The 20671-nt window shown below is 71.9% G+C and carries 20 protein-coding genes; 14 read left to right on the top strand and 6 right to left on the bottom strand.

What is annotated here, in order from left to right:
- The first annotated feature begins 22 nt into the window (after nt 1-22).
- Nucleotides 23-958 (top strand): lysylphosphatidylglycerol synthase transmembrane domain-containing protein, encoded by a 936-nt coding sequence (locus P1P75_RS26645; RefSeq protein ID WP_319259799.1) that lies wholly within the window; start codon nt 23-25, stop codon nt 956-958.
- 25 nt (nt 959-983) lie between these two features.
- Here the strand turns inward: P1P75_RS26645 and msrB are convergent, their stop codons facing one another.
- The 4 genes from msrB to P1P75_RS26625 form a co-directional block, all read right to left on the bottom strand.
- Nucleotides 984-1391, bottom strand: coding sequence for a peptide-methionine (R)-S-oxide reductase MsrB (msrB, locus tag P1P75_RS26640; RefSeq protein WP_319259791.1), 408 nt, complete (start codon nt 1389-1391; stop codon nt 984-986).
- Nucleotides 1392-1424: 33 nt separating this feature from the next.
- A complete protein-coding gene (murC, locus tag P1P75_RS26635; RefSeq protein WP_319259788.1) occupies nt 1425-2813 on the bottom strand; it encodes a UDP-N-acetylmuramate--L-alanine ligase in 1389 nt (462 codons plus the stop codon).
- A 246-nt stretch (nt 2814-3059) separates the two neighbouring features.
- The gene (locus P1P75_RS26630; RefSeq protein ID WP_190046453.1) at nt 3060-3533 is read right to left on the bottom strand and encodes an indole-3-glycerol phosphate synthase; all 474 of its coding nucleotides are present in this window, start codon (nt 3531-3533) and stop codon (nt 3060-3062) included.
- Between the two features lie 224 nt (nt 3534-3757).
- Nucleotides 3758-4627 (bottom strand): pyrimidine reductase family protein, encoded by an 870-nt coding sequence (locus P1P75_RS26625; protein WP_319259784.1) that lies wholly within the window; start codon nt 4625-4627, stop codon nt 3758-3760.
- A 37-nt stretch (nt 4628-4664) separates the two neighbouring features.
- On the opposite strand from P1P75_RS26625, the gene zapE reads away from it, so the two are divergent.
- The 9 genes from zapE to P1P75_RS26580 all read left to right on the top strand — a co-directional run bounded on the left by zapE (nt 4665) and on the right by P1P75_RS26580 (nt 13530).
- Nucleotides 4665-5771 carry a cell division protein ZapE gene (zapE, locus tag P1P75_RS26620; protein ID WP_319259781.1) on the top strand — a complete coding sequence of 369 codons (1107 nt, stop codon included), beginning with the start codon at nt 4665-4667 and terminating at the stop codon, nt 5769-5771.
- A 182-nt stretch (nt 5772-5953) separates the two neighbouring features.
- Nucleotides 5954-6361, top strand: a complete 408-nt coding sequence (locus tag P1P75_RS26615) for a hypothetical protein (RefSeq protein ID WP_319259778.1) — start codon at nt 5954-5956, stop codon at nt 6359-6361.
- Nucleotides 6362-6441: 80 nt separating this feature from the next.
- On the top strand, nt 6442-7032 hold the full coding sequence (locus P1P75_RS26610) for a carbonic anhydrase (protein ID WP_319259776.1): 591 nt from the start codon (nt 6442-6444) through the stop codon (nt 7030-7032).
- 8 nt (nt 7033-7040) lie between these two features.
- Complete coding sequence (locus P1P75_RS26605) at nt 7041-8498, top strand: SulP family inorganic anion transporter (protein WP_319259773.1); 1458 nt, start codon at nt 7041-7043, stop codon at nt 8496-8498.
- A 693-nt stretch (nt 8499-9191) separates the two neighbouring features.
- Nucleotides 9192-10070, top strand: a complete 879-nt coding sequence (locus P1P75_RS26600; protein ID WP_319259770.1) for a slipin family protein — start codon at nt 9192-9194, stop codon at nt 10068-10070.
- A gap of 90 nt (nt 10071-10160) precedes the next feature.
- Nucleotides 10161-11543, top strand: a complete 1383-nt coding sequence (locus P1P75_RS26595) for a PhoX family protein (RefSeq protein WP_319259767.1) — start codon at nt 10161-10163, stop codon at nt 11541-11543.
- Between the two features lie 212 nt (nt 11544-11755).
- Nucleotides 11756-12556, top strand: a complete 801-nt coding sequence (locus tag P1P75_RS26590; RefSeq protein WP_319259796.1) for a polysaccharide deacetylase family protein — start codon at nt 11756-11758, stop codon at nt 12554-12556.
- Nucleotides 12557-12585: 29 nt separating this feature from the next.
- A complete protein-coding gene (locus tag P1P75_RS26585) occupies nt 12586-12783 on the top strand; it encodes a hypothetical protein (protein ID WP_319259765.1) in 198 nt (65 codons plus the stop codon).
- Between the two features lie 36 nt (nt 12784-12819).
- Nucleotides 12820-13530: a peptidyl-tRNA hydrolase gene (locus P1P75_RS26580; protein ID WP_319259794.1), complete on the top strand. Its 711-nt coding sequence runs from the start codon at nt 12820-12822 to the stop codon at nt 13528-13530.
- A gap of 84 nt (nt 13531-13614) precedes the next feature.
- Here the strand turns inward: P1P75_RS26580 and P1P75_RS26575 are convergent, their stop codons facing one another.
- A complete protein-coding gene (locus P1P75_RS26575) occupies nt 13615-14808 on the bottom strand; it encodes a N(5)-(carboxyethyl)ornithine synthase (protein WP_319259762.1) in 1194 nt (397 codons plus the stop codon).
- Between the two features lie 56 nt (nt 14809-14864).
- Entirely contained in the window at nt 14865-15197 is a 333-nt protein-coding gene (locus tag P1P75_RS26570) for a hypothetical protein (protein WP_319259759.1), read from the bottom strand.
- Between the two features lie 730 nt (nt 15198-15927).
- On the opposite strand from P1P75_RS26570, the gene P1P75_RS26565 reads away from it, so the two are divergent.
- From P1P75_RS26565 to P1P75_RS26550, 4 genes are all read left to right on the top strand, one after another.
- Complete coding sequence (locus tag P1P75_RS26565; RefSeq protein ID WP_319259756.1) at nt 15928-16968, top strand: acyl-CoA desaturase; 1041 nt, start codon at nt 15928-15930, stop codon at nt 16966-16968.
- Between the two features lie 255 nt (nt 16969-17223).
- Nucleotides 17224-18552 carry a DUF692 domain-containing protein gene (locus tag P1P75_RS26560; protein ID WP_319259753.1) on the top strand — a complete coding sequence of 443 codons (1329 nt, stop codon included), beginning with the start codon at nt 17224-17226 and terminating at the stop codon, nt 18550-18552.
- Nucleotides 18553-18898: 346 nt separating this feature from the next.
- The gene (locus tag P1P75_RS26555; protein WP_319259750.1) at nt 18899-19687 is read left to right on the top strand and encodes a DUF4142 domain-containing protein; all 789 of its coding nucleotides are present in this window, start codon (nt 18899-18901) and stop codon (nt 19685-19687) included.
- Nucleotides 19688-19850: 163 nt separating this feature from the next.
- Entirely contained in the window at nt 19851-20618 is a 768-nt protein-coding gene (locus P1P75_RS26550) for a TIGR04222 domain-containing membrane protein (RefSeq protein WP_319259748.1), read from the top strand.
- Nucleotides 20619-20671: the final 53 nt, after the last annotated feature.

Below are 20671 nucleotides of genomic sequence, written 5' to 3'. Positions count from 1 at the left end.
CGCCTCGGCCGCCCGCCGTGCCCTGGGCTCCGCCACCGCCCGCCACCTCCTGAGCCTGCTGCCGCTCCTGCTGCTCGGGATCTGGGCGGCCCTCGACTGGAACGCCGTCCGCGACGGTGCCGCCCGCCTCACCGCCGCCGACCCCTGGTGGCTGCTGGCCGGACTCGTCTTCACCTGCCTGGGCTGGGTCGCCGCCGCCTGCGTCCGCCAGGGCGCGGTCACCGACCGGCTGCCCAAGGGTCTGCTGCTGGCCTCCCAGATCGCCGCGGGTGCCGCGAACCACCTCCTGCCGGCGAGCATCGGCGCGCACGCGGTCACCGTCCGCTTCCTCCTGCGCCAAGGCGTCCCGCTCGCCCGCGCGAGCGCCTCGATCGCCCTGTACTCCCTGGTCAGAGCGCTGGCGAAGACCCCGCTGCTGCTGGTCTTCGTACTCGCCGCCCCCACGGCCGTACCGCCCGTCACGGTCCTCCCGGACGGACGGACCCTGCTGCTGGCCGTCGGGGGCATCCTGCTCGCGCCGGCTGCGGCCGCGGTCGTCCTGACGCTGGTACGGCCCCTGCGCCGGCCGGCACTGGACTTCGTCCGTACCGCCCTCACCGACGCCCGGCAGCTGCACACCCGGCCCGGCCGCTTCCTCCCGCTGTGGGGCGGGGCGATGGCTGCCCCGCTGCTCCAGGCCTGTGTCCTCGCCTCGGTCGGCACCGCGCTGGGCGTCCCGCTGTCCTGGCCGCAGCTGGTGTTCGCGTTCCTGGCCGCCAGCACCGCCGCGGGCGCGGTCCCGGCCCCCGGCGGCATCGGCCCCGTCGACGCGGCCCTGGTCCTCACCCTGGCCGGCTCCGGCACGCCCCTCGCCCTCGCCACGGCCACCGTCATCGGCTACCGCGTCCTGACGGTCTGGCTCCCGCTGCTGCCGGGGATGCTGGTGCTGTCGGCGCTCGTGCAGCGGAAGGCGCTGTGAGGGGCGGGGGCGCCTCGCGGGCGTCTCAGCCCTCGGTCGGCGTCAGCCGCAGCGAGATGCTGTTGATGCAGTACCGCTGGTCGGTGGGGGTGGCATACCCCTCCCCCTCGAACACATGGCCGAGGTGCGAGCCGCAGCGCGCACAGCGCACCTCCGTCCGCACCATTGCGTGCGAGCGGTCGTCGATCAGCTCCACCGCGTCGGTGTCCTTCGGATCGAAGAAGGACGGCCACCCGCAGTGGGACTCGAACTTGGTGTCCGAGGTGAAGAGTTCGGCGCCGCAGGCCCGGCAGGAGTAGACGCCGGTCGTCTTCGTGTCCGTGTACTCCCCGACGAACGCGGGCTCGGTCCCGGCCTGGCGCAGTACGGCGTACTCGGCCGGGGTCAGCTCCGCCCGCCACTGCTCGTCGGGCTTCTCGACGTCGTACGACATGGTGGCCAACCCCTCTGCTGGTGTTGCTGCCGTCTACTTCTGTGCGAGACGGTCCAGGATGCGCGGGCCCAGGTCCGTCACGTCACCCGCGCCCATGGTGAGAACCAGATCACCCGGCCCGGCCATTCCCGCGATCACCGACGCCACCTCGTCCTTGTCGTGCACCGGCGTCACCGCGGCGCCCGCGGCCCGCCCCGCGTCGATGATCAGCTCGCTGGTCACACCGGGGATCGGGTCCTCGCGGGCCGGGTAGATGTCGAGCACCACGGAGCCGTCGGCGAGGGCCAGCGCCTGCCCCATCTCCTGGCCCAGTTCCTGGGTCCGGGAGAACAGGTGCGGCTGGAAGACGACGAGGATGCGGGCGTCCCCCGCGGCGGCGCGCATCGCCTCCAGGTCGGCCGTCATCTCGGTCGGGTGGTGTGCGTAGGAGTCGATGACCTGCACTCCGGCCGCCTCGCCCTTGAGCTGGAGGCGGCGCTTGACGCCGGTGTACGCGGCGAGCGCGGGCGCCAGCCCGGCGGCGGGCACGCCGAGGGCGACTCCGGCCACCAGCGCGGCGACGGCGTTGTGCGCGTAGTGGCGGCCGGGCACGGAGACCGTGAAGGTCAGCTCCTGCCCGTCCAGCAGCACACCGACCTCGCTCTTCAGCCCCTGCGCCACGACGGACAGCACCCGCACGTCGGCGTCCTCGGCCTCCCCGTACGTCACCACCCGCACGCCCTCGACCCGCCGGGTCAGCTCCCGCGCGCCCTTCTGGTCGGCGGAGATCACCAGTGTGCCGCCCGGCACGATCTTCCCGGCGAACGTCTCGAAGGACTCGTAGATCTCGTCCATCGACGCGTAGTTGGCGTGGTGGTCCAGCTCCACGTTGAGGACGATGGCGACCTCGGGGGCGTACTTGTGGAAGCTGCGGTCCGACTCGTCGGCCTCGGCGACGAAGATCTCGCCTTCGCCGTGCAGCGCGTTGGAACCGGGCTCGTCCAGGTCGCCGCCGATGGCGTACGAGGGGTTCAGGCCCAGCTCGGACAGGGAGACCGCCAGCATGGAGGTCGTGGTGGTCTTTCCGTGCGTGCCGGCGACGGCGATCGGCCGCAGGCCGTCCATCAGCCGGGCGAGGGCGTCCGAGCGGTGGACCACCTCGATGCCCAGCTCCGCGGCGCGGGCCAGCTCCGGGTTGTCCGCGCGGATCGCCGACGACACGACCACACAGCTCGCGTCGTCGGCCAGGTGCCCGGCGGCGTGCCCGATGTGGACGGTCGCCCCCAGCGCGCGCAGCGCCTCGGCGGTCGCCGACTCCCTGGCGTCGCTGCCGGCCACCTTGGCCCCGCGCTGGGCCAGGATCTTGGCGATCCCGGACATCCCGGCCCCGCCGATCCCGATGAAGTGCGGTCGGTCCATGGCGGTAGGAAGGCCGGGTGCCATGCGTGTCTCTCCCAGATGCGGTACGACGGTGACGCCCCCACCTTATTGCGCACGGCACCCCTGGCCGACCCAGGGTCACGGCGTCGCCCCCGGCCCCTGCCATCCCGCAAGGCCCACCACAGCCGGCCTCAGGGGCGCGGGGAACCGCGCGACCGGCCACACATGACCGCCGGACGCCCGAACCACCCCCACCACCACCCTCACCGCGCTACAGCGCACCCCCAGCCAGCGGCAGCCGGCCCGCGGTCACACCTTGCTGTGCGAGAAGAGTTTCAGCACCGGCACCCCCACCTTGTGCCGGGCCCGCGACGCCCAGTCGCGGTGGAAGAACTCCTCCACGTAGTGCGGATCGGTCAGGACGATCACCTCGTCCGCGCCGGTCTCCTCGACGAGTGCCTTGAGCGCGTCCAGCGGGTGGTCCTCCACCAGCCGTCCCACCGCCTCGCTGCCGGCGGCGTGCAGCGCCTGGAGGGACACGTCCAGGGCCCGGACCCCGAACCCCTTGGCCTCCTCGCCCTCGGGCGTCTCGCGCTCCTTCGCCGCCTCGTCCAGCTCGCCGAGCGCGACGTCGTCGATGGCCCGCAACAAGCGGTCCGCCTGATCGCCGCGAGGCTGGAGCAGTACGTGGAAGGAGACCGGCTCGTCACCGTGCAAAGTGGTGACGAACTCCACGTCGGCGGACGTCAGGGCCTTCTCGATCATCAAAACGCTTGTGAACACCAGCGCCTCATTCTCCTTCGAGGACCCCCGTGGCCCTCAGTCCTCCGTGGGCCGTCAAGGCCCTGCGGAAACCATCCTTCCCCGCGTTCGCACGGGGTCTGCGTGTCCTAGTCTGCCCACCCGAAGCTAACCGGAACGGAAGATTCCGCCGAATTCGGCTTCTCGGGGTGTCGCCCCCGCCTTCCCCCGGCCGCACCGCCTCACACCCCCTGCCACCTGGTACATCAGGCCCGCCCGTACCGGCTGTAGAGGAACCCGTCCTCCTCGAGCAGGGACACCAGTGCGAACCGTTGCGGAACCGCGACCGCCGGTCCGCCCGCGATCCGCTGCGCGCCGCCCGCCGCGAGCATCGGGGAGACGGTCAGGCACAGCTCGTCGAGCACCCCGGCGGCGACCAGCTGCCCGAGCAGCCGGGGGCCGCCCTCGGTGAGCAGCCGGGTGTGTCCGAGGCCGGCGAGGGCCCGGACGGCCCGCGCGGGCTCGACGCCCATGCCGTCGCCGGCGATCACCACGTGGGCGCCCGCCTTCTCGGCCGCCGCGACCCGGTCGGGGGCCGCCGCCGCGCCGGTCAGGATCAGCGTGGGAACGAGCGGGGAGGTGAAGAGGGGCAGCGAGAAGTCCAGGTCCAGGCTGGCGCTGACGATCGCGATCGCCGGGGCGGCGCCCTGCCCGGCCGCCTCCCGCCGCTCCGCGAACTCCGCACGCGCGCGGGCCGGACGGTACTGCTCCTGCCGTACGGTCTGGGCGCCGACGATCACCACATCGGCGAGCGCCCGCAGCGTGCCGAAGACCCGCATGTCGGTCGCGCTGGAGATGGGCTGGGAGCGTCCCTCGTGCTGGGCGGCCCCGTCGAGGGTGGAGACCATGTTGGCGCGCAGCCAGGCCACGGGCTCGCCGAACCGGCGCTCCGGATAGGCGTAGGCGTCGGCGATCTCGTCGAGGGTCCACTCGTGCCCGCCGGGGCTGCGCCCATGGGCCCGCCGCGCACCACCCCCCTCGTCCCCAAGGCCGGCCGGCGCCGCGTCGGCCGCCGTCCGGTCGGTCACTGTCTCGTCGGTCACTGTCTCGTCGGTCACAGGGAACAGCCGTCGCATGCCTGGCAGTCTGGCACGGCGCTTACCATGGGGAACCGTGTCGTCCTCCCAGCCCGCCCCCGGCCTCGAACCGATAGCCGACGTGGCCCCCGTATCCCTCTGCACCCGTGAGCCGCGTGTCCCCGCGGACCGGCTGGTCGCGGAGATGGTGCCGCCGCCCCGGTTCGACTCGGTGCGCTTCAGCACGTACATCCCGGATCCGAACCAGCCCAGCCAGGTCCAGGCGGTGGGGGTCCTGGAGGACTTCGCCGCGGGGCTCGGCGGGGCGCACGCCGTCGGTACCGCCAGACGGGGGTTCCTCGGCTTCGGCCGGGCGAAGGCGCCGAAGCTCCCGGCCGGCCCGCGCGGCGTCTACCTGGACGGCGGGTACGGCGTAGGCAAGACCCACCTGCTGGCCTCCCTGTGGCACGCCACCCCGGCCGAGCCCGCGCTCAAGGCGTTCGGCACGTTCGTCGAGCTGACGAACCTGGTGGGCGCCCTCGGCTTCCAGCAGACGGTGCGGACCCTCTCCGGGCACCGGCTGCTGTGCATCGACGAGTTCGAACTGGACGACCCCGGCGACACCGTCCTGGTCTCGACGCTGCTCGGCAAGCTGGTCGAGGCGGGCGTCGCCCTCGCGGCCACCTCCAACACCCTGCCGGGCAAGCTCGGCGAGGGCCGGTTCGCGTCGGCCGACTTCCTGCGCGAGATCCAGGGCCTGTCCGCGCACTTCCGTGCCCTGCGCATCGACGGCGAGGACTACCGCCACCGCGGCCTGCCCGAGGCGCCGGCACCGTACTCCGAGGAACAGGTCACCAAGGCGGCGTACGCCACCGCCGGCTCCTCGCTCGACGACTTCCCGCATCTCCTCGACCACCTCGCCCGGGTCCACCCCAGCCGATACGGCGCGCTGACCGATGGCCTGAAAGCGGTCTGCCTCACCGACGTCCAGCCGGTTCCCGACCAGTCGACGGCCCTGCGCCTGGTCGTCCTCGCCGACCGGCTCTACGACCGCGAGGTCCCGGTGCTGGCCTCCGGACTGCCGTTCGACCGCCTGTTCAGCGAGGAGATGCTGAACGGCGGTTACCGCAAGAAGTACTTCCGGGCGATCTCCCGCCTCACCGCGCTGGCCCGCGACGCCAAGGGACTCGTCGAGCCTGTCTGAGCGTCATACGACCGCCGGTAAGGGCCGGTTCGCGCCACCCGACCCGCCGTTTTGAGGCGCACTTCCTCTCGAAACGCCGCGTTAACCCTGCAAACAACTTCGCAGGGTTAACGTGTTTCTTGACCCGTGGTTGACCAACCGTTGGTCCGGACTAGAAGCGTGAGGTGTCGGGAGGAGGGCGCATGTTCCGAGGTGGGACGACCCGGACCCTGGTGTCACTCGTCGCCGCAACCCTGCTCGCGCTCCCGTTCTTCGCACTCACGTCTTCCTTCGCACAAGCGCACACGGCCCGTCATATCGAGGCCAAGGCCCAGCCCGGGATCAAGCCCTCCGCCAAGCCCGCGCGCGACGAGATCCTCAGCGCCCGCCCCTGCGGCCGGTCCGAGGAACCCTTCGACCCCTTGGGCACCCGCGACCGGCACCGCACCACCGTCACGGCCGCACCGGCGCCCCAGCAGCCCGAGCGCGACCGGTCCGTCCAGAACCAGGCGTCCGGGCACCACCCCGCCCACCGGGCCGGCCATCACCGGCACTGGTCGAGATCCTCGACGGCCCACGCTCCGGCGGCACTTCAGGTCTTCCGCTGCTGAGAGCGGCGCAGAGCAACAGTCCCCCACCTGTCCTGCCCGTCCGACGCGCCCCCACGGCGCGCCAGGAGGAATCACCACGCATGCAGCCCCTCATCGACAACGCCCGCACGTTCGGACAGCGCCCTGAGGAGTTCGCCGAGCTCGCAGACGGCCAGTCCCCCGAGGTCCTGTTCATCACCTGCTCCGACTCACGGGTGGTCCCCGCCCTGATCACGGGCGCCCGCCCCGGCCAGCTGTTCGAGCTGCGCACCGCGGGAAACATCGTTCCCCCCTACGTCTCCGAATCCCCGACCGGCGAGGCCGCCACCATCGAGTACGCGGTGGAGGTGCTCGGCGTCCGGGACGTGGTCGTCTGCGGTCACTCCCACTGCGGCGCCGTCGGCGCCCTCGTGCGCGGCGACGACCTCGACTCCGTCCCCGCCGTGCGCGCCTGGCTCGCGCACGCCGCGGACGAACCCACCGCCGCCGAACCCGCCGACGCCGGCGATCCGACCGTCGCACGGGCGGTGCAGCACCACGTCCTCGCCCAGCTGCTGCGGCTGCGCTCCTACCCCTGCGTGGACAAGCGGCTGACGGACGGCCGGCTGCGGGTCCGCGGCTGGTACTACGAGGTGCACACCGGTGCCGTACGCGAACACCGCGTGGACACCGACTCCTTCGAGGCCCTGTGAGGACCCCGATGACCAAGTTCCCCCACCTCAAGCAGGACTTCGCCGCTTCCCTCGTCGTCTTCCTGGTCGCGCTGCCGCTGTGCGTCGGCGTGGCCGTGGCCTCCGGAGTGCCGGCCGAACTCGGACTCGTCACCGGCATCGTCGGCGGCCTCGTCACCGGCCTGATGCGGGGCAGCAGCCTCCAGGTGTCCGGCCCGGCGGCCGGTCTGACCGTGCTGGTCTTCGAAGCGGTACGGGAGTTCGGGCTGCCCGCCCTCGGTGTGCTCGTGCTCGCCACCGGCGTGCTCCAGATCGCGATGGGCGCCTTCAGACTGGGGCGCTACTTCCGGGCCATCTCCGTCTCCGTCGTCGAAGGCATGCTGGCCGGGATCGGCCTGGTGCTGATCGCGGGACAGCTCTACTCACTGATCGGCACCAAGGCCCCCGAATCCGGCCTGGCGAAGATCACGGGGCTGCCGGAGGCTCTCGTGGACGCCTTCGGCGCCACCGGGGCGCTCGCCTCGCTCGCCGTCGGCACCGGCACCGTGGCCGTCCTCGTGCTGTGGAAGCGGTTGCCGGCGAAGGTGCGCACGGTGCCCGGCCCGCTCGCCGCGGTCGCCCTCGCCACGCTCGCCGCCCTGGTGCTCGACCTGCCCGTGGCCACCGTCGAGGTCCACGGCCTGCTCGGCTCGATCCAGCCGCCCTCCCTCGACGCCTTCGGCGAGCCGGCGAACGTCGGCCTGCTCGGCACCGTCGTCGCCTTCACCCTGATCGCGTCCGCCGAGTCGCTGTTCAGCGCGGCGGCGGTGGACCGGCTGCACGACGGACCACGCACCGAGTACGACAAGGAACTGCTGGCGCAGGGCGCGGGCAACGCCGTCTGCGGTGCGCTCGGCGCCCTGCCGATGACCGCGGTGATCGTGCGCAGCGCGGCCAACGTCCAGGCGGGCGCCCGCACCAAGGCGTCCCGGGTACTGCACGGCGTCTGGCTGCTGCTCTTCGCGGCCCTCCTGCCCAACGTGCTCGCCTACATACCGATCCCGGCCCTCGCGGGCATCCTCGTCCACGCGGGAGCCAAGCTCGTCCCGGTCCGCGGACTCGTGTCGCTGTGGCGCGAACACCGCGGCGAGGCGCTCATCCTGGTCGTCACAGCGGTGTCGATCGTCGCGGTCAGCATGTTCGAGGGTGTGCTCATCGGCCTGGCGCTGGCGATCGTCAAAACCGCCTGGGAGGCCTCCCACATCAAGATGGAGATCGTCGACAAGGGCGCAGGACCCGTCCAGGCGTACCTGTCGGGCAACGCGACCTTCCTCCGGCTGCCGAAGATCCTGGACAGCCTGGAGGCCTTGCCGCAGGACCGCCCCGTCGAACTGGACCTCTCCGGACTGCACCACCTCGACCACGCCTGCCGGACCGCGCTGGAGAACTGGGCCGAACGGCACAGCGACGCGGGTACCGAACCGGTACGGGTCACCACGGCCGCGTAGGCGACGGGGGTTGGGCCTTGCCGGGAACAGGTCGGCAGGGCCCTCCGGTGGGGCCCTTGCGCAGGACCCTTCGGTGGGGCCCTTGGGCAGGACCCTCCGGCAGGGCGCTGCCGCAAGTCTTCCGGCAGCGGCCTTCGGCAACGAATTTCGGAAACGGCTTCGGGAACGGCCTTTTCCGCAAAGGCGCCCTGCAAGGTTTCCGCAAGGCGCCCGGCAAAGTTTCCGGAAGGGTTTCGGCGAGGCTCGCGACAGGCGTGCGGAAACCGATTTCGACGGAATTCCGGCGCAGTCATCCGGAAACCGCTTCCGACAGGATTGCAGCACGGCACACGGAAACCGATTACGACCGCACTTGCTGAAGCCCGTGGGGAAAATGCTTCCCGCAACGGTTCGGGAAACACGTCAGGAAGCGTTTTCGGCAACCCACATCGGAAAAAACTTCCGGAAACGTCTCGGCAAACGCTTACGAAAAGCGCGCCGCCAATCCCGGGGAAAGGCCGCCGAAGCGGTTCCGGAGAACTTTCCCCTGCCCACCGCCAGTCTCGGCACCACACCCGTACGCAGCACAGCCGTACGCAGCACAGCCGTGGACAGCACAGCCGTACGCAGCCGCGCACACCCCGTGGCCCCGGACCCGACGGCGGCATATCTTTGCAGGAAAGGCGTTTCGGGCCTCTCCTGGAGGAGGTCGTCATGGTCGAGGATCTGCTGTCTGCGGCCGCGGCGGTCGGCGCCGCAGGATGCGCGTATGTGCTGGCGGCCGCGCGGGTGGTCAAGCAGTACGAGCGTGGGGTGGTCTTCCGGCTCGGCCGGGTCGCCGGCGAGGTACGCAGGCCCGGCTTCACCATGGTGGTCCCCGGCATCGACCGGATGCGCAAGGTCAATCTCCAGATCGTGACGATGCCCGTGCCCGCGCAGGAGGGCATCACCCGCGACAACGTGACCGTGCGGGTCGACGCGGTCGTCTACTTCCGGGTCGTGGACCCGGCGGCGGCGATCGTCAACGTCGAGGACTACCGCTTCGCCGTCTCGCAGATGGCGCAGACCTCACTGCGGTCGATCATCGGCAAGAGCGAGCTGGACGATCTTCTGTCCGACAGGGAGAAGCTCAACCAGGGCCTGGAGCTGATGATCGACAGTCCGGCGGTGGGCTGGGGCGTGCAGATCGACCGGGTGGAGATCAAGGATGTGTCGCTGCCCGACACGATGAAGCGTTCGATGGCCCGTCAGGCCGAGGCCGATCGTGAGCGGCGGGCCCGGATCATCAACGCGGACGCGGAACTCCAGGCGTCGAAGAAGCTCGCCGAGGCGGCCCAGCAGATGGAGGACACTCCCTCCGCGCTCCAACTCCGGCTCCTCCAGACGGTGGTGGCGGTGGCCGCCGAGAAGAACTCGACCCTCGTGCTGCCCTTCCCGGTGGAACTGCTGCGCTTCCTGGAACGCGCCCAGCAACAGCCCCAGCTTCAGCAACAAGGGCAACCGCAACCACGAAACCAACAGCGCTCCTCAACGCCACCATCTCCACCGCCATCCCCACCTCCGTCCCCTCCGCCCCCACCGATGAACCAGTGACACGAGCTACGCGCGTGGTTCCCGAGGCGGGCGCCGGGTGATAGACACGGCGGGGTCACCGTCCCTGTCCGCCAGCAGGAAGGTCACCCCATGTCCGCGACCCGTCGTCAGATCCTCGCCCGCACCGGTGCCCTGGGAGCGGGCATCGCCTTCTCCGGGGCCCTGTCCGAACTTTTCCCGGATACGGCCACCGCCGCCCAGAACCTCGCCACCCAGAACGGTCACAGCGGCTATGGCCCACTGGTCCCCGACCCGCACGGCCTGCTCGACCTGCCGAAAGGTTTCCGCTACCGGGTCCTGTCCCGAGAGGGCGACCCGCTGCGCTCCGGGGAGGGCCCCGTCCCCTCCAACCACGACGGCATGACGGCCCTGCCCGGCCGCCACGGACGCGTCCACCTCGTCCGCAATCACGAGAACCGGCACAACGCCGCGCTCCCCGTCCCCACCGTCGGGGGCCTGACCTACGACCCGGCCGGCAAGGGCGGCTGTACGGCCCTGACGCTGGACCCGGACAACCGGGTGCTCGCCGAGCGGGTCGCGATCGCCGGTACGGCCGTCAACTGCGCGGGTGGGCCCACCCCCTGGCACACCTGGCTGACCTGCGAGGAGAACGAGGACAAGGCCGGCACCAACGGCTACACCAAGGACCACGGTTTCATCTTCGAGGTGGACCCGTCCGACCCGCGCCGCACCGGGGCGGTCCCACTGACCGCGATGGGCCGCTTCCAGCACGAGGCGATCGCCGTCGACCCGCACCTGGGGATCGTCTACGAGACGGAGGACGCCTTCCTCAGGCCCTTCGGCCTGTTCTACCGCTTCCTCCCGGAGAAGCCGCTGGGCGGCGTGGGTTCGCTGCGCGCGGGTGGCCGGCTCCAGGCGATGCGCGTGCCGGGCGTACCGGACCTGTCGTCGGTCCAGGAGACGGGCGCGAGCTTCGAGGGCGTCGAGTGGGTCGACGTACCGGACCCGCTGGCCGCCGGGACGCCGATCAGGCTCCAGGACTTCGGCCGCAGGGGCGTCACGCACGCCCAGAAGCTGGAGGGCTGCTACTGGGGCGGGCGGTGCGTGTACTTCGTGTCGTCGTTCGCGCGCGGGACGGAAGGCTCTGCGGCCGACCACTTCGGCCAGATCTGGCGGTACGACCCGGCCCGCCGCCGGCTGACGCTGGTGATCGTCTTCGGCCCGGACACGGACGTACAGCTGCCGGGCGAGTCCCCGGACAACATCTGCCTCGCTCCCAGCGGCGGCCTGATGGTCTGCGAGGACGGCAACGGCGCCCAGCACGTCTACGGCGTGACGCGGGGCGGCGAGGTGTACGCGATGGCGCGCGGGCGGCAGAACATCGGTACGCCCGAGGAGCCGGAGTGGGGCGAGTTCGCCGGCGTCGCCTTCTCCCCGGACGGCCGGACGATGTACGTCAACTGCTATACGCCGGGAACGACGTTCGCGGTGACGGGCCCCTGGCGCCGGTAGGCCGGTGCAAGGGTCGGTGCCGGCTCCGCCGGCCGGGGCCGGTGACAGCCCCTGGTGACCCGGGTGGGTGAACGCGGCACGAGGCGCGCACATATCAACACACAAGAGGCGTTCACCGCTCATAGCTTCATACGGTGATCCCTCCCGTACGCCGCCTCGCCGCCGTCAGTGCCCTCGCCGTCAGTGCCCTCGGCGTCGGTGTCCTCGGTGCCGTGCTCGCCGCCTGCGGCACGGCCGGGGCGCCCGCGCCCCGGGCAGCCCGCCAGGCCCCCGCCCAGCCCTCGCCCGCCGTGTCCCGGCCGCCCACGCTCGCGCCGGGACCGGCGGGCCAGGCCCCCGTCTTCGCGCACGCCTCCCGCACCGGCGACAAGACCGTCGCCCTCACCTTCGACGCCGACATGACCGCCGGCCAGGGAGGGAGGGCCGCGGCCGGTGAGCGCTTCGACAATCCCGGGCTGATCGCCACGCTGCGGGCGTCGAAGGTACCGGCGACCGTGTTCATGACGGGCAGGTGGGCCGAGGAGTACCCGGTCCAGGCCCGCACCATCGGCCGGGACCCGCTCTTCGAGGTCGCCAACCACTCCTACAGCCACTACGCCTTCACCGACGACTGCTACGGCCTGCCGACCGTGGAGCGGGACGCGATGCGGGCGGACGTGGAGCGGGCGTACGCGGCCTTCCGTAAGGCCGGGGTGCCGGACGCGATGCCGTACTTCCGTTTCCCCGGGGGCTGTTACGACGGGCAGGCGCTGCGCGCGGTGCGCGGCACGGGGGTCACGGTGGTGCAGTGGGACGTGGTGAGCGGCGACGCCTTCGCCACCGACGCGGACGCCGTGGCCCGGCAGGTGCTGGAGGGCGTGAAACCGGGATCGGTGGTGGTCATGCACTGCACGCGCAGCGCCGCCCCGGTCACCGAGCGGGCGGTGCGCGCGATCGTGCCCGAGCTGCGCCGCCGGGGCTACCGGTTCGTCAAGGTTTCCGAGCTGATCGGCGCCACGGGCAGCCACCGCTGAGGGGCGCGCCACTCTCGTACGCTGGAGTCATGAGCGACGACAGCAAAGACAGCGAAACCGCCTACTGTCTGATCGACGCGACCAGGCCGCCCAGGGCCGAGGGGCCGCCGTACGCGGAGTGCGTACTGTGCCGGAAGCCGACGGAGTACCCGGAGTCGTACAAGGGGATCACGATGTGCCCGGTGTGCGAGTGGCAGGAGGCTCAGCGGACGGCCTGCTCGGGCTGACCGGCGGCCGGTCCGGGCCTGTGTGGGTCCAGTACCCTGCGCCGAGTGAGTGAGAGCCCGTTCCAGACCGAGCCGCATCCGCGTGATGAGGCGCCCCAGTACGTCCTTCCCCTCGTCGTCCGGTTGGAGAAGGCCGACCCTCCCGGCCGTACCGACGCGCTCGAGACCGCGGCTCGGGCCGTGCTCGTGCTGCTGAGCGACGAGCGGGCCCTCGGGGACGGAGAGTGGGCGCGGACCGTGCGCGACTGGCAGGACGCCCGGATCCGCAAGGTCGTACGGCGGGCCCGTGGGGCCGAGTGGCGGCGGGCAGGGGAGCTGCCCGGGATCACCGTGACCGGGAAGGCGGCACAGGTGCGGGTGTTCCCGCCGGTGCCGTTGGACGGGTGGCCGAAGGAGCTGGCGAAGCTCCAGGTGTCGGGGACCGATCTCGACGACCCCGAGGAGCCGCCGACGGCCGATCCGGGCATACCGGTGCTGTGGATGAGCCCCGAGGTGGAGATGTCGGCGGGCAAGGCCATGGCGCAGGCCGGGCACGGCGCGCAGCTCGCCTGGTGGGAGCTGTCCGACGCGGAGCGGTCGGCGTGGCGCGCGGCGGGCTTCCCGCTGGCCGTGCGCACCGCGGGCCCCGAGCGCTGGCGTGAGCTGACCGCGAGCGGGTTGCCGCTGGTGCGGGACGCGGGGTTCACCGAGATCGCGCCGGGCAGCTGCACGGTGGTCGCGGAGCACCCGGCGCTGCGCTCCCGGTGAAACTCGGGGCCCCGCGGAGCCCTTTTCGGGGCTTGTCCGGGGCTATCGCGGAGGTGACCGGGGCCGGTCACCTCCGCAGGGTCGTCAGGCCGGCTGGGCGGAGGGCTTCGTCGCCGGTGTGGCGGGCGGGGCCGGCGGCTCGGCGGCGTGCGGGTAGGCGGCTGTGCGGTTCTGGAAGGACAGGATCTTCGGGTTCATGACGACGCCGTCGCGGATCTCGATGGCCTTGCTGACCGTGGCGTCGGCCTCCCACGCCGCGGGGCCGCGCATGACCTTGCGGAGGTAGGGCAGGAGCGCCTCGCTGATCTCCCAGGTGGCGGAGTTCCACAGGTGGGACGGGCTGTGGTCCACCGCGTAGTAGTGGCAGTCCCGCCCGACCGTGGGCATCGGGTCGCCGAAGGTCGTCGGCCGGGCCCAGGCGAAGCCCATGCCCTCGTCGCAGGCGACGTCGACGAAGAAGGTGCCCGGCCGGAACAGGGCCAGTTCCTCCTCGGTGACGAACGTGAGCGGGGCGTCGGTGTCCTGGAGGACACAGTTGACGATGATGTCGAACCCGGCCAGGTACTCCGCCAGCGGCACGGAACCGGCCGCGGTGAACGCCCGCAGGCGCGAGGGGTCGTCTTCGTCCTCGGCGAAGTGGCCCATCACCACCGACGGCATCGGCGACGCCACGGCCGCCGCGGCGCGCTGGGTGAGGACCGTGACGTCCGAGACGCCCATGGCGCCCAGGCCCGTGACCGCTCCGCGCGCCGTGGCGCCGAAGCTGATGACCACGGCCCGCAGGCGACGCCCGTAGCTGCCGGTCACCCCGCCGAGCTGCAGGGCGTGCAGCACCGAGCAGTAACCGGCCAGCTCGTTGTTCTTGTGGAAGACGTGGACGCTGAAGGCGCCGGTGGAGGTCCAGTGGTTCATGGCCTCCCAGGCGATCAGGGTCAGCCGTCGGTCGATGCCGATCTGCGTCATCTTCTCGTCCTGCACGCAGTGCGGCCATCCCCACAGCACCTGGCCCTCGCGCAGCTCCGCGGCGTCTTCGTGCAGGGGTTTGGGCAGCAGCAGTACGTCGCACTCGGCGATGAGCCGCTCGCGGGAGCGCAGTCCGGCCACGAGCGGCAGCAGGGCGTCGTCGGCGACACCGAACCGTTCGCCGTAGCCCTGTTCGAGGAAGATTCTCTCGCGTACGTCGGGGGCGATCCGGTGGAGGTGAGCGGGGTGCAGGGGCAGCCGGAACTCGTTCTCCTTGCGGGAGGAGGCGAGTACTCCGAGGCTCAACAGGCTCATGCGCTTCCTCATCATGGGGTTCTTGTCGTGCGGGTCACGGCTGCCGGGGTTCCGGGTCAGGAAGGGTCGCCCGGGTGACGGGTGTCCTCGTGCGGGGTGTCCTCGTGCGGGGTGTCCCGGTGAGCGGCGTCCTGGTGCCTGCGTACGCGCTCGTCCAGCGGGAGGGGTGTCACGTCGAGACCGTCGACCGATCCGCCCGCCATGCGTGCGCAGGTCCCCCGGCAGGCGAGCAGTGGCCTGCCGCCGCGGTCGGACACCACCACCGCCTCCGGGGCCGACGCGGAGCGGTAGTCGGTGGCGCAGATGAGGCACGCCAGTCCGGAGAGCGTCTCGGCGGTCGGTTCGGGACGGCCGCGTCGGCGACCGGAGATCGATTCCTGTGAATACATGCTCCCTACATCCTCTTGATCGGTTCGGGACGTGCAGGAGGCGCGGCGCCGGAATGTCTCCCAACGCCCCGGAAACTAAGGAAATCCGTTACCGCGGGGCGCGGAAACGGCATTCGGAAGACAGCGCGTCAGAACAGGCCAGGGGGCATCGTGCGGCTCTTTCCGGCCGGACGCGAAGTGCTCCGGCAGCCTTGCCGTTCCCCGAGGGCGACGCCGTCTTGGATGACGGCACGCGAAGTGCGCTCGGTGCCGCAACCGTACTCCCCTCCGGGCCTGTGGCCGACCGGTCGCGTCCGTCCTGACCCGACGGCCGGGAACGTTCCCCGTGCCCCGTACGTTGGAAGCAGTGGCTGTGGTTGAAGTGTGCGACGTGACAGCGCCCGCGGAGTTCTGACAGCGGGCGCTTCGCCGTTTCGGGGGTTCTCTTCGACGGCCGGTGGCCGGCGGACCGGGATCGCGCGAGTGCGCATTCGCCAGGTCGGCGCCGCATGAGGGCTCCCCGTCGCAAGGCCGGGCCCGCGCCGCAGGCAGCGCTCCTCCACCTCCTGCTCCAACGCCGAAAGGACACGCCGTGAACTCCGTGAACTCCGCGAACTCCGTGACATCCGGGACGACCGCAACCGCCTCCGTAGCCGATGTGACCCCTGTGACCTCAGTGACCGCTGTGACCCCCGCGACCGCTGCGCACCACGGCATCGGTCACCGGGGCGGTCCGGCAGGGCAAGCCGAGATGACCAAACCCCCTCCCGTCGGCCGGGGCAGCGACTACGCCTCGCTCTCCCGCGAGGTGAAACAGAGCGGGCTGCTCGAGCGGCGGCCCGGCTACTACTTCGTCAAGGTCGGCGCGAACCTGCTCCTGCTGGCCGTCGGCTGGACCGCGTTCGCCCTGATCGGGCAGTCGTGGTGGCAGCTGGTGACCGCCGCCTTCCTCGCGGTGATGTTCACCCAGACCGGGTTCATCGGGCACGACGCCGGACACCACCAGATCGCCGCCTCCAAACGCGTCAACAGCCTGCTCGGCCACCTGCACGCCGACCTGCTGATCGGCCTCAGCTACGGCTGGTGGATCGCCAAGCACAACCGTCACCACTCCCACCCCAACCACGTCGACCGTGACCCCGACATCGCCGACGGCGCGATCGCCTTCACCCAGGACCAGGCCCGCGTGCGCCGCGGAGCGTACGCCTGGCTGGCCCGTCAGCAGGCCTGGCTGTTCTTCCCGATGCTGCTCCTGGAAGGACTCGCCCTGCACGTGGCCGGCGTACGGGCACTGTTCGAGCGCGGCGGCACCGCGACCTCGGGGAGGACCAGGCTGGTCGGTGCGGGACTGCTCACGGCGCATGTCGGTGGCTATCTGGCCGCCCTCTTCCTGGTTCTGTCCCCCCTCCAGGCCGTGTGCTTCCTCCTGGTGCACCAGGGACTGTTCGGGCTGTACATGGGGTGCTCCTTCGCCCCCAACCACAAGGGCATGCCCATCTTCGGCAAGGACGACAAGATCGACTTCCTGCGCCGGCAGGTACTGACCTCGCGCAACATCCGTGGCGGCCGGATCACCGACCTCGCGCTCGGCGGGCTGAACTACCAGATCGAACACCACCTGTTCCCGTCCATGCCGCGGCCCAGCCTGCGCCATGCCCAGGGGCTCGTGCGCGCGTTCTGCGCCCGGCACGGCGTCGCCTACCACGAGACCGGGCTCGTCGACTCCTACGCCCAGGTCCTGCGACACCTGCACACGGTCGGCGGCCCGCTGCGCCCGGAACTGGAGTACTGACCGCCGGTCCGTCCGTCGCCGCTGCTGCCGCGCCCCGCGTTTCCTCTGTTTCCTTCCCTTTCCTTCCCTTTCTGCGCCGTTTCTCTGAACCGGGCGGGCCCGCCGCGCGTACCTCCAGGGGCCGGGCGAGCCGTGCGGTGTGCGCGGCCGAAACCTCAAATGTTGCTCTGAAGGAGCGCTGTCGGCGGTTCGGGCCCGGCCGGCGGGGTCATATCCCCGTCACCACGCAGGGGGCCGGCGAAGAAGGAGGGGACCATGACGCTGCTCGGTACGGGAATCGGCTGGCGGCCGGAGATGGCGGACGCCGTGGAACGCATGCCGGGCATCGACTGGGTCGAGGCCGTGGCCGAGAACATCTGCCCCGGTCACCTCCCCGAGTCCCTGCTGCGGCTGCGTGAACGCGGGGTCACTGTCGTCCCGCACGGCGTCTCGCTCGGCCTCGGCGGCGCCGACCGGCCCGACGCGGAGCGGCTGACCGCGCTCGCCGAGCGGGCCGAGGCACTGGGCTCGCCCCTGGTGACCGAGCACATCGCGTTCGTCCGGGCGGGCGGCCCGCTGACCGCCACCCCGCGGCTGGAGGCCGGCCATCTGCTGCCCGTGCCACGCACCCGGGACGCGCTGGACGTGCTGTGCGAGAACGTGCGCATCGCGCAGGAGTCCCTGCCCGTGCCACTCGCCGTGGAGAACATCGCGGCACTCATCGCCTGGCCCGGCGAGGAGATGACGGAGGGGCAGTTCCTGTACGAGCTGGCCGACCGCACCGGCGTGCGGCTGCTCATCGACGTGGCCAACCTGCACACCAATCACGTCAACCGCGGCGAGGACCCCGCCAAGGCACTCGCGGAGCTGCCCCTGGAAGCCATCGCGTACGTCCATGTCGCGGGCGGCTTCGAACGGGACGGCGTCTGGCACGACAGCCACGCGCATCCGGTGCCGCGCCCCGTCCTCGACATCCTGACCGACCTCACCTCCCGCGTCGCCCCGCCCGGCGTGCTGCTGGAGCGGGACGAGAACTTCCCCGAACCGGCCGAGCTGGAGCGGGAGCTGGAAGTGATCCGGGAGGCGGTGGAGGCCGGAGCACGGCAGCGCGGGGCCCAGGAAGGAGAGTCCGCCCCCGAGGCGGCGGCCACGGGCGCCGACGGGGAGTGCGAGGGGCCGGCCGTCGCCGGTGACGCCGCACGGCAGCGGCTCGGGGTCACCCAGGCCGCTCTGCTGTCCGCGCTGGTCGCCGGGACGCCCGTCCCTGAGGGCTTCGACCGGGTACGGCTCGGCGTGCAGGCCCGCGCGCTGGCCGCGAAGCGGGCGGACGTGGTGGCGAAGCTGGCCCCGGAGCTGCCGCTGATCCTCGGCACGGGCTACCGGGCCGCGTTCGTCACGTACGCCCAGGGGCACCCGATGCGTGGCGGTTACCGGCAGGACGCGCTGGACTTCGCCGAGCGACTGCTGCTCGGCGGGCAGTTGGCGGAGGGGCGGGCCCGGCGCGAACTGCGGCGCTGGTGGCTGGACCGCTCGGGCCCGGCGCCGAGGCCGCTGTCCCGGCTGGGACGGGTGGGCCAGGTGGGCCGATCACTGATCGGGCGTTGACCGGCGACGCCTGGGCCACCACGGGCGACCACCGGGGCAACCACGGGGCAGCGATCGGGCGGTGCCCGAACGGTGACCGAGCGGCGATCGATAGAACCCGCCGCCCCGATCGGTGGGGCTCCAGTGTGCCGGGGTTAACACCAGGTTCGGCCGCCCGTCTCAGCAACCGATTTCTCGACGGTTTCCCCCTCTTTGCCACCTACCCTTCCCCACCCATTCACCCCTAGATGCCCGAGATGCAACGCTTCGCCCCCGTACGGCAGTTGGCCCCGGCGCCGCAGTAATATGCCAACTCCGCACCCCGCACCCGAAGCACGAGCGTGCGGTGCCGTGAGCAGGAGGCACCATGCGACCCCGACCGCGCCCCCCGATCCAGGGCAGAGGCATCTTCAATGGCACCGGGCTCATCGTCGTCGGCCTGACGGCGACGCTCGTCGCGCTGGTCTTCCCGCTCTGGTCGTACGAGGACCGGTCCGGCACCGGCGTCGACGTACTGAACGCGGAGACCGTGGCGACCCAGTACGGGCCGCTGTCCGGGCCCGACCGCGACTTCGTCACGAAGGTGCGGCTGGCCGGGCTGTGGGAACTGCCGGCCGGCCGGCAGGCACAGGCCAAGGGCACGACCGAGGCCGTACGGACGGCGGGGCGGCACCTGGTCGAGGGGCACGCCTTCCTGGACGAGCGGGTGCGCACGGTCGCCGCACAGCTCGGGCTCGCGCTGCCGAACGACCCCACCGACCAGCAGCAGGACTGGCTGAGGACGCTGGACGGGGCACAGGGGGAGGACTTTGACCGCGAGTTCGCCAACATCCTGCGGCTGGCGCACGGCCGGGTGTTCTCCCTTGTCGCCCAGGTCCGGGCCGGCACACAGAACGCGCTGGTCCGTGACCTCGCCGACGACGCCAACACCACTGTCCTGGACCACATCAAGGTCCTGGAGGCAACCGGTTACGTCGACTTCGCCGGTCTGGCCAGGGACCTCGTGGCCGGCAGCACACCGCCGGTCACCCGCTCCCCCGCCCCGCCGGGTCCCGTCGCCGACCCCGGCGCGGTCGTGCCGCTGGCGCCCTCACCGGACCCGAGTTACCCGCTCCCGCCGGCCGCGACCGGTCCCCCCTCGGCCGACGGCTCCTGATCCGTCCGCGTCCGGTCCGTGACCGCGTCCACGTCCACGTCCACGTCCGCGTTCGCGTTCGCGTCCGGACGAAGACAAACGGAACGTCACATATCCACGACACCGGGTCCGGATAGTGAACAAGGCGTAGCGTTTTCCTGCGTTTCTGGCATAGAAACACGGCATGTTCTGGGTCCTTCTCCTGTTGCCGGCCTGGGCCGTCGCCGGTGTCGCGTGCAGCCGGCTGTGCCTGGCCGCCGTCCGTTCTGCGTCCGTCGACGCGGACGCGGGCCAGGGCCACGACCTGACGTTGTACGAGGCGGCGTTCCTGTCCGGCGGTCCCGGCCGGGTCGCCGAGCTGACCCTGGTGTCCATGGCCCGGCAGCGGCGGCTGCTGCTCGCCCACACCGGCTGGGCGACGGTGGTGGACCCGCGCGGGCGCGACGAGATGGAACGGTCCGTCATAGGAGCAATCGGCCCCGGGGGACAGTCCAGGATCGCTCCGGTGCGGGCCGCCGCGGCGGCCGCCGACGCGGTCCGCGGACTCGCCGACCGCCTGGTCGGCGCCGGCCTCGCGGTACCCGACGGCACCCGTACGACGGTGGCGGCGGGCGTCCGGCAGGTGCGCGGGGCCGCTTGGACCGTCCTCACGCTGGGGGCGGCGGCCCTGCTGATGCCGGCCCCCTCGGACATGCCGCGCGTCCTCATGGCCGCATGGTTCGGGCTGCCCCTGGCCCTCACCCTGAGCTGCCTGGCCCTCGCCCGCATCGAGGCGCACCCCTACTCGCACTGGGCCTCCCCCGCGGGACAGCGCCTGCTGGCCGCCCTGACCCGGCATGCCCCGGCCGCGGCCGACGACCGCGCCTACCTGACCTCCATAGCCGTCCGTGGCGTCCACGCGGCGGCCGAACCGGAACTGCGCGCGGCGTTCGCCCACCGGGACAGGGCGTAGGAAAGCCGGCACACCGAGACCCCGGCCCGCCGGCTCCCGGCCCACACCGCACC

This window comes from Streptomyces sp. ID05-39B (assembly GCF_033794725.1).
Taxonomy (GTDB): Bacteria; Actinomycetota; Actinomycetes; order Streptomycetales; family Streptomycetaceae; genus Streptomyces; species Streptomyces bobili.
The sequence above is the reverse complement of the archived record's forward strand: the minus strand, read 5'-3'. Positions and strand labels throughout refer to the sequence as shown.

Bases quoted from the DNA above. Each gene is read 5' to 3' on its own strand.
- msrB (WP_319259791.1), bottom strand. From the start codon at position 1,391: ATGTCGTACGACGTCGAGAAGCCCGACGAGCAGTGGCGGGCGGAGCTG.
- murC (WP_319259788.1), bottom strand. From the start codon at position 2,813: ATGGCACCCGGCCTTCCTACCGCCATGGACCGACCGCACTTCATCGGG.
- P1P75_RS26625 (WP_319259784.1), bottom strand. From the start codon at position 4,627: ATGCGACGGCTGTTCCCTGTGACCGACGAGACAGTGACCGACGAGACA.
- P1P75_RS26615 (WP_319259778.1), top strand. From the start codon at position 5,954: ATGTTCCGAGGTGGGACGACCCGGACCCTGGTGTCACTCGTCGCCGCA.
- P1P75_RS26610 (WP_319259776.1), top strand. From the start codon at position 6,442: ATGCAGCCCCTCATCGACAACGCCCGCACGTTCGGACAGCGCCCTGAG.
- P1P75_RS26605 (WP_319259773.1), top strand. From the start codon at position 7,041: ATGACCAAGTTCCCCCACCTCAAGCAGGACTTCGCCGCTTCCCTCGTC.
- P1P75_RS26600 (WP_319259770.1), top strand. From the start codon at position 9,192: ATGGTCGAGGATCTGCTGTCTGCGGCCGCGGCGGTCGGCGCCGCAGGA.
- P1P75_RS26595 (WP_319259767.1), top strand. From the start codon at position 10,161: ATGTCCGCGACCCGTCGTCAGATCCTCGCCCGCACCGGTGCCCTGGGA.
- P1P75_RS26585 (WP_319259765.1), top strand. From the start codon at position 12,586: ATGAGCGACGACAGCAAAGACAGCGAAACCGCCTACTGTCTGATCGAC.
- P1P75_RS26575 (WP_319259762.1), bottom strand. From the start codon at position 14,808: ATGAGCCTGTTGAGCCTCGGAGTACTCGCCTCCTCCCGCAAGGAGAAC.
- P1P75_RS26570 (WP_319259759.1), bottom strand. From the start codon at position 15,197: ATGTATTCACAGGAATCGATCTCCGGTCGCCGACGCGGCCGTCCCGAA.
- P1P75_RS26565 (WP_319259756.1), top strand. From the start codon at position 15,928: ATGACCAAACCCCCTCCCGTCGGCCGGGGCAGCGACTACGCCTCGCTC.
- P1P75_RS26560 (WP_319259753.1), top strand. From the start codon at position 17,224: ATGACGCTGCTCGGTACGGGAATCGGCTGGCGGCCGGAGATGGCGGAC.
- P1P75_RS26555 (WP_319259750.1), top strand. From the start codon at position 18,899: ATGCGACCCCGACCGCGCCCCCCGATCCAGGGCAGAGGCATCTTCAAT.
- P1P75_RS26550 (WP_319259748.1), top strand. From the start codon at position 19,851: ATGTTCTGGGTCCTTCTCCTGTTGCCGGCCTGGGCCGTCGCCGGTGTC.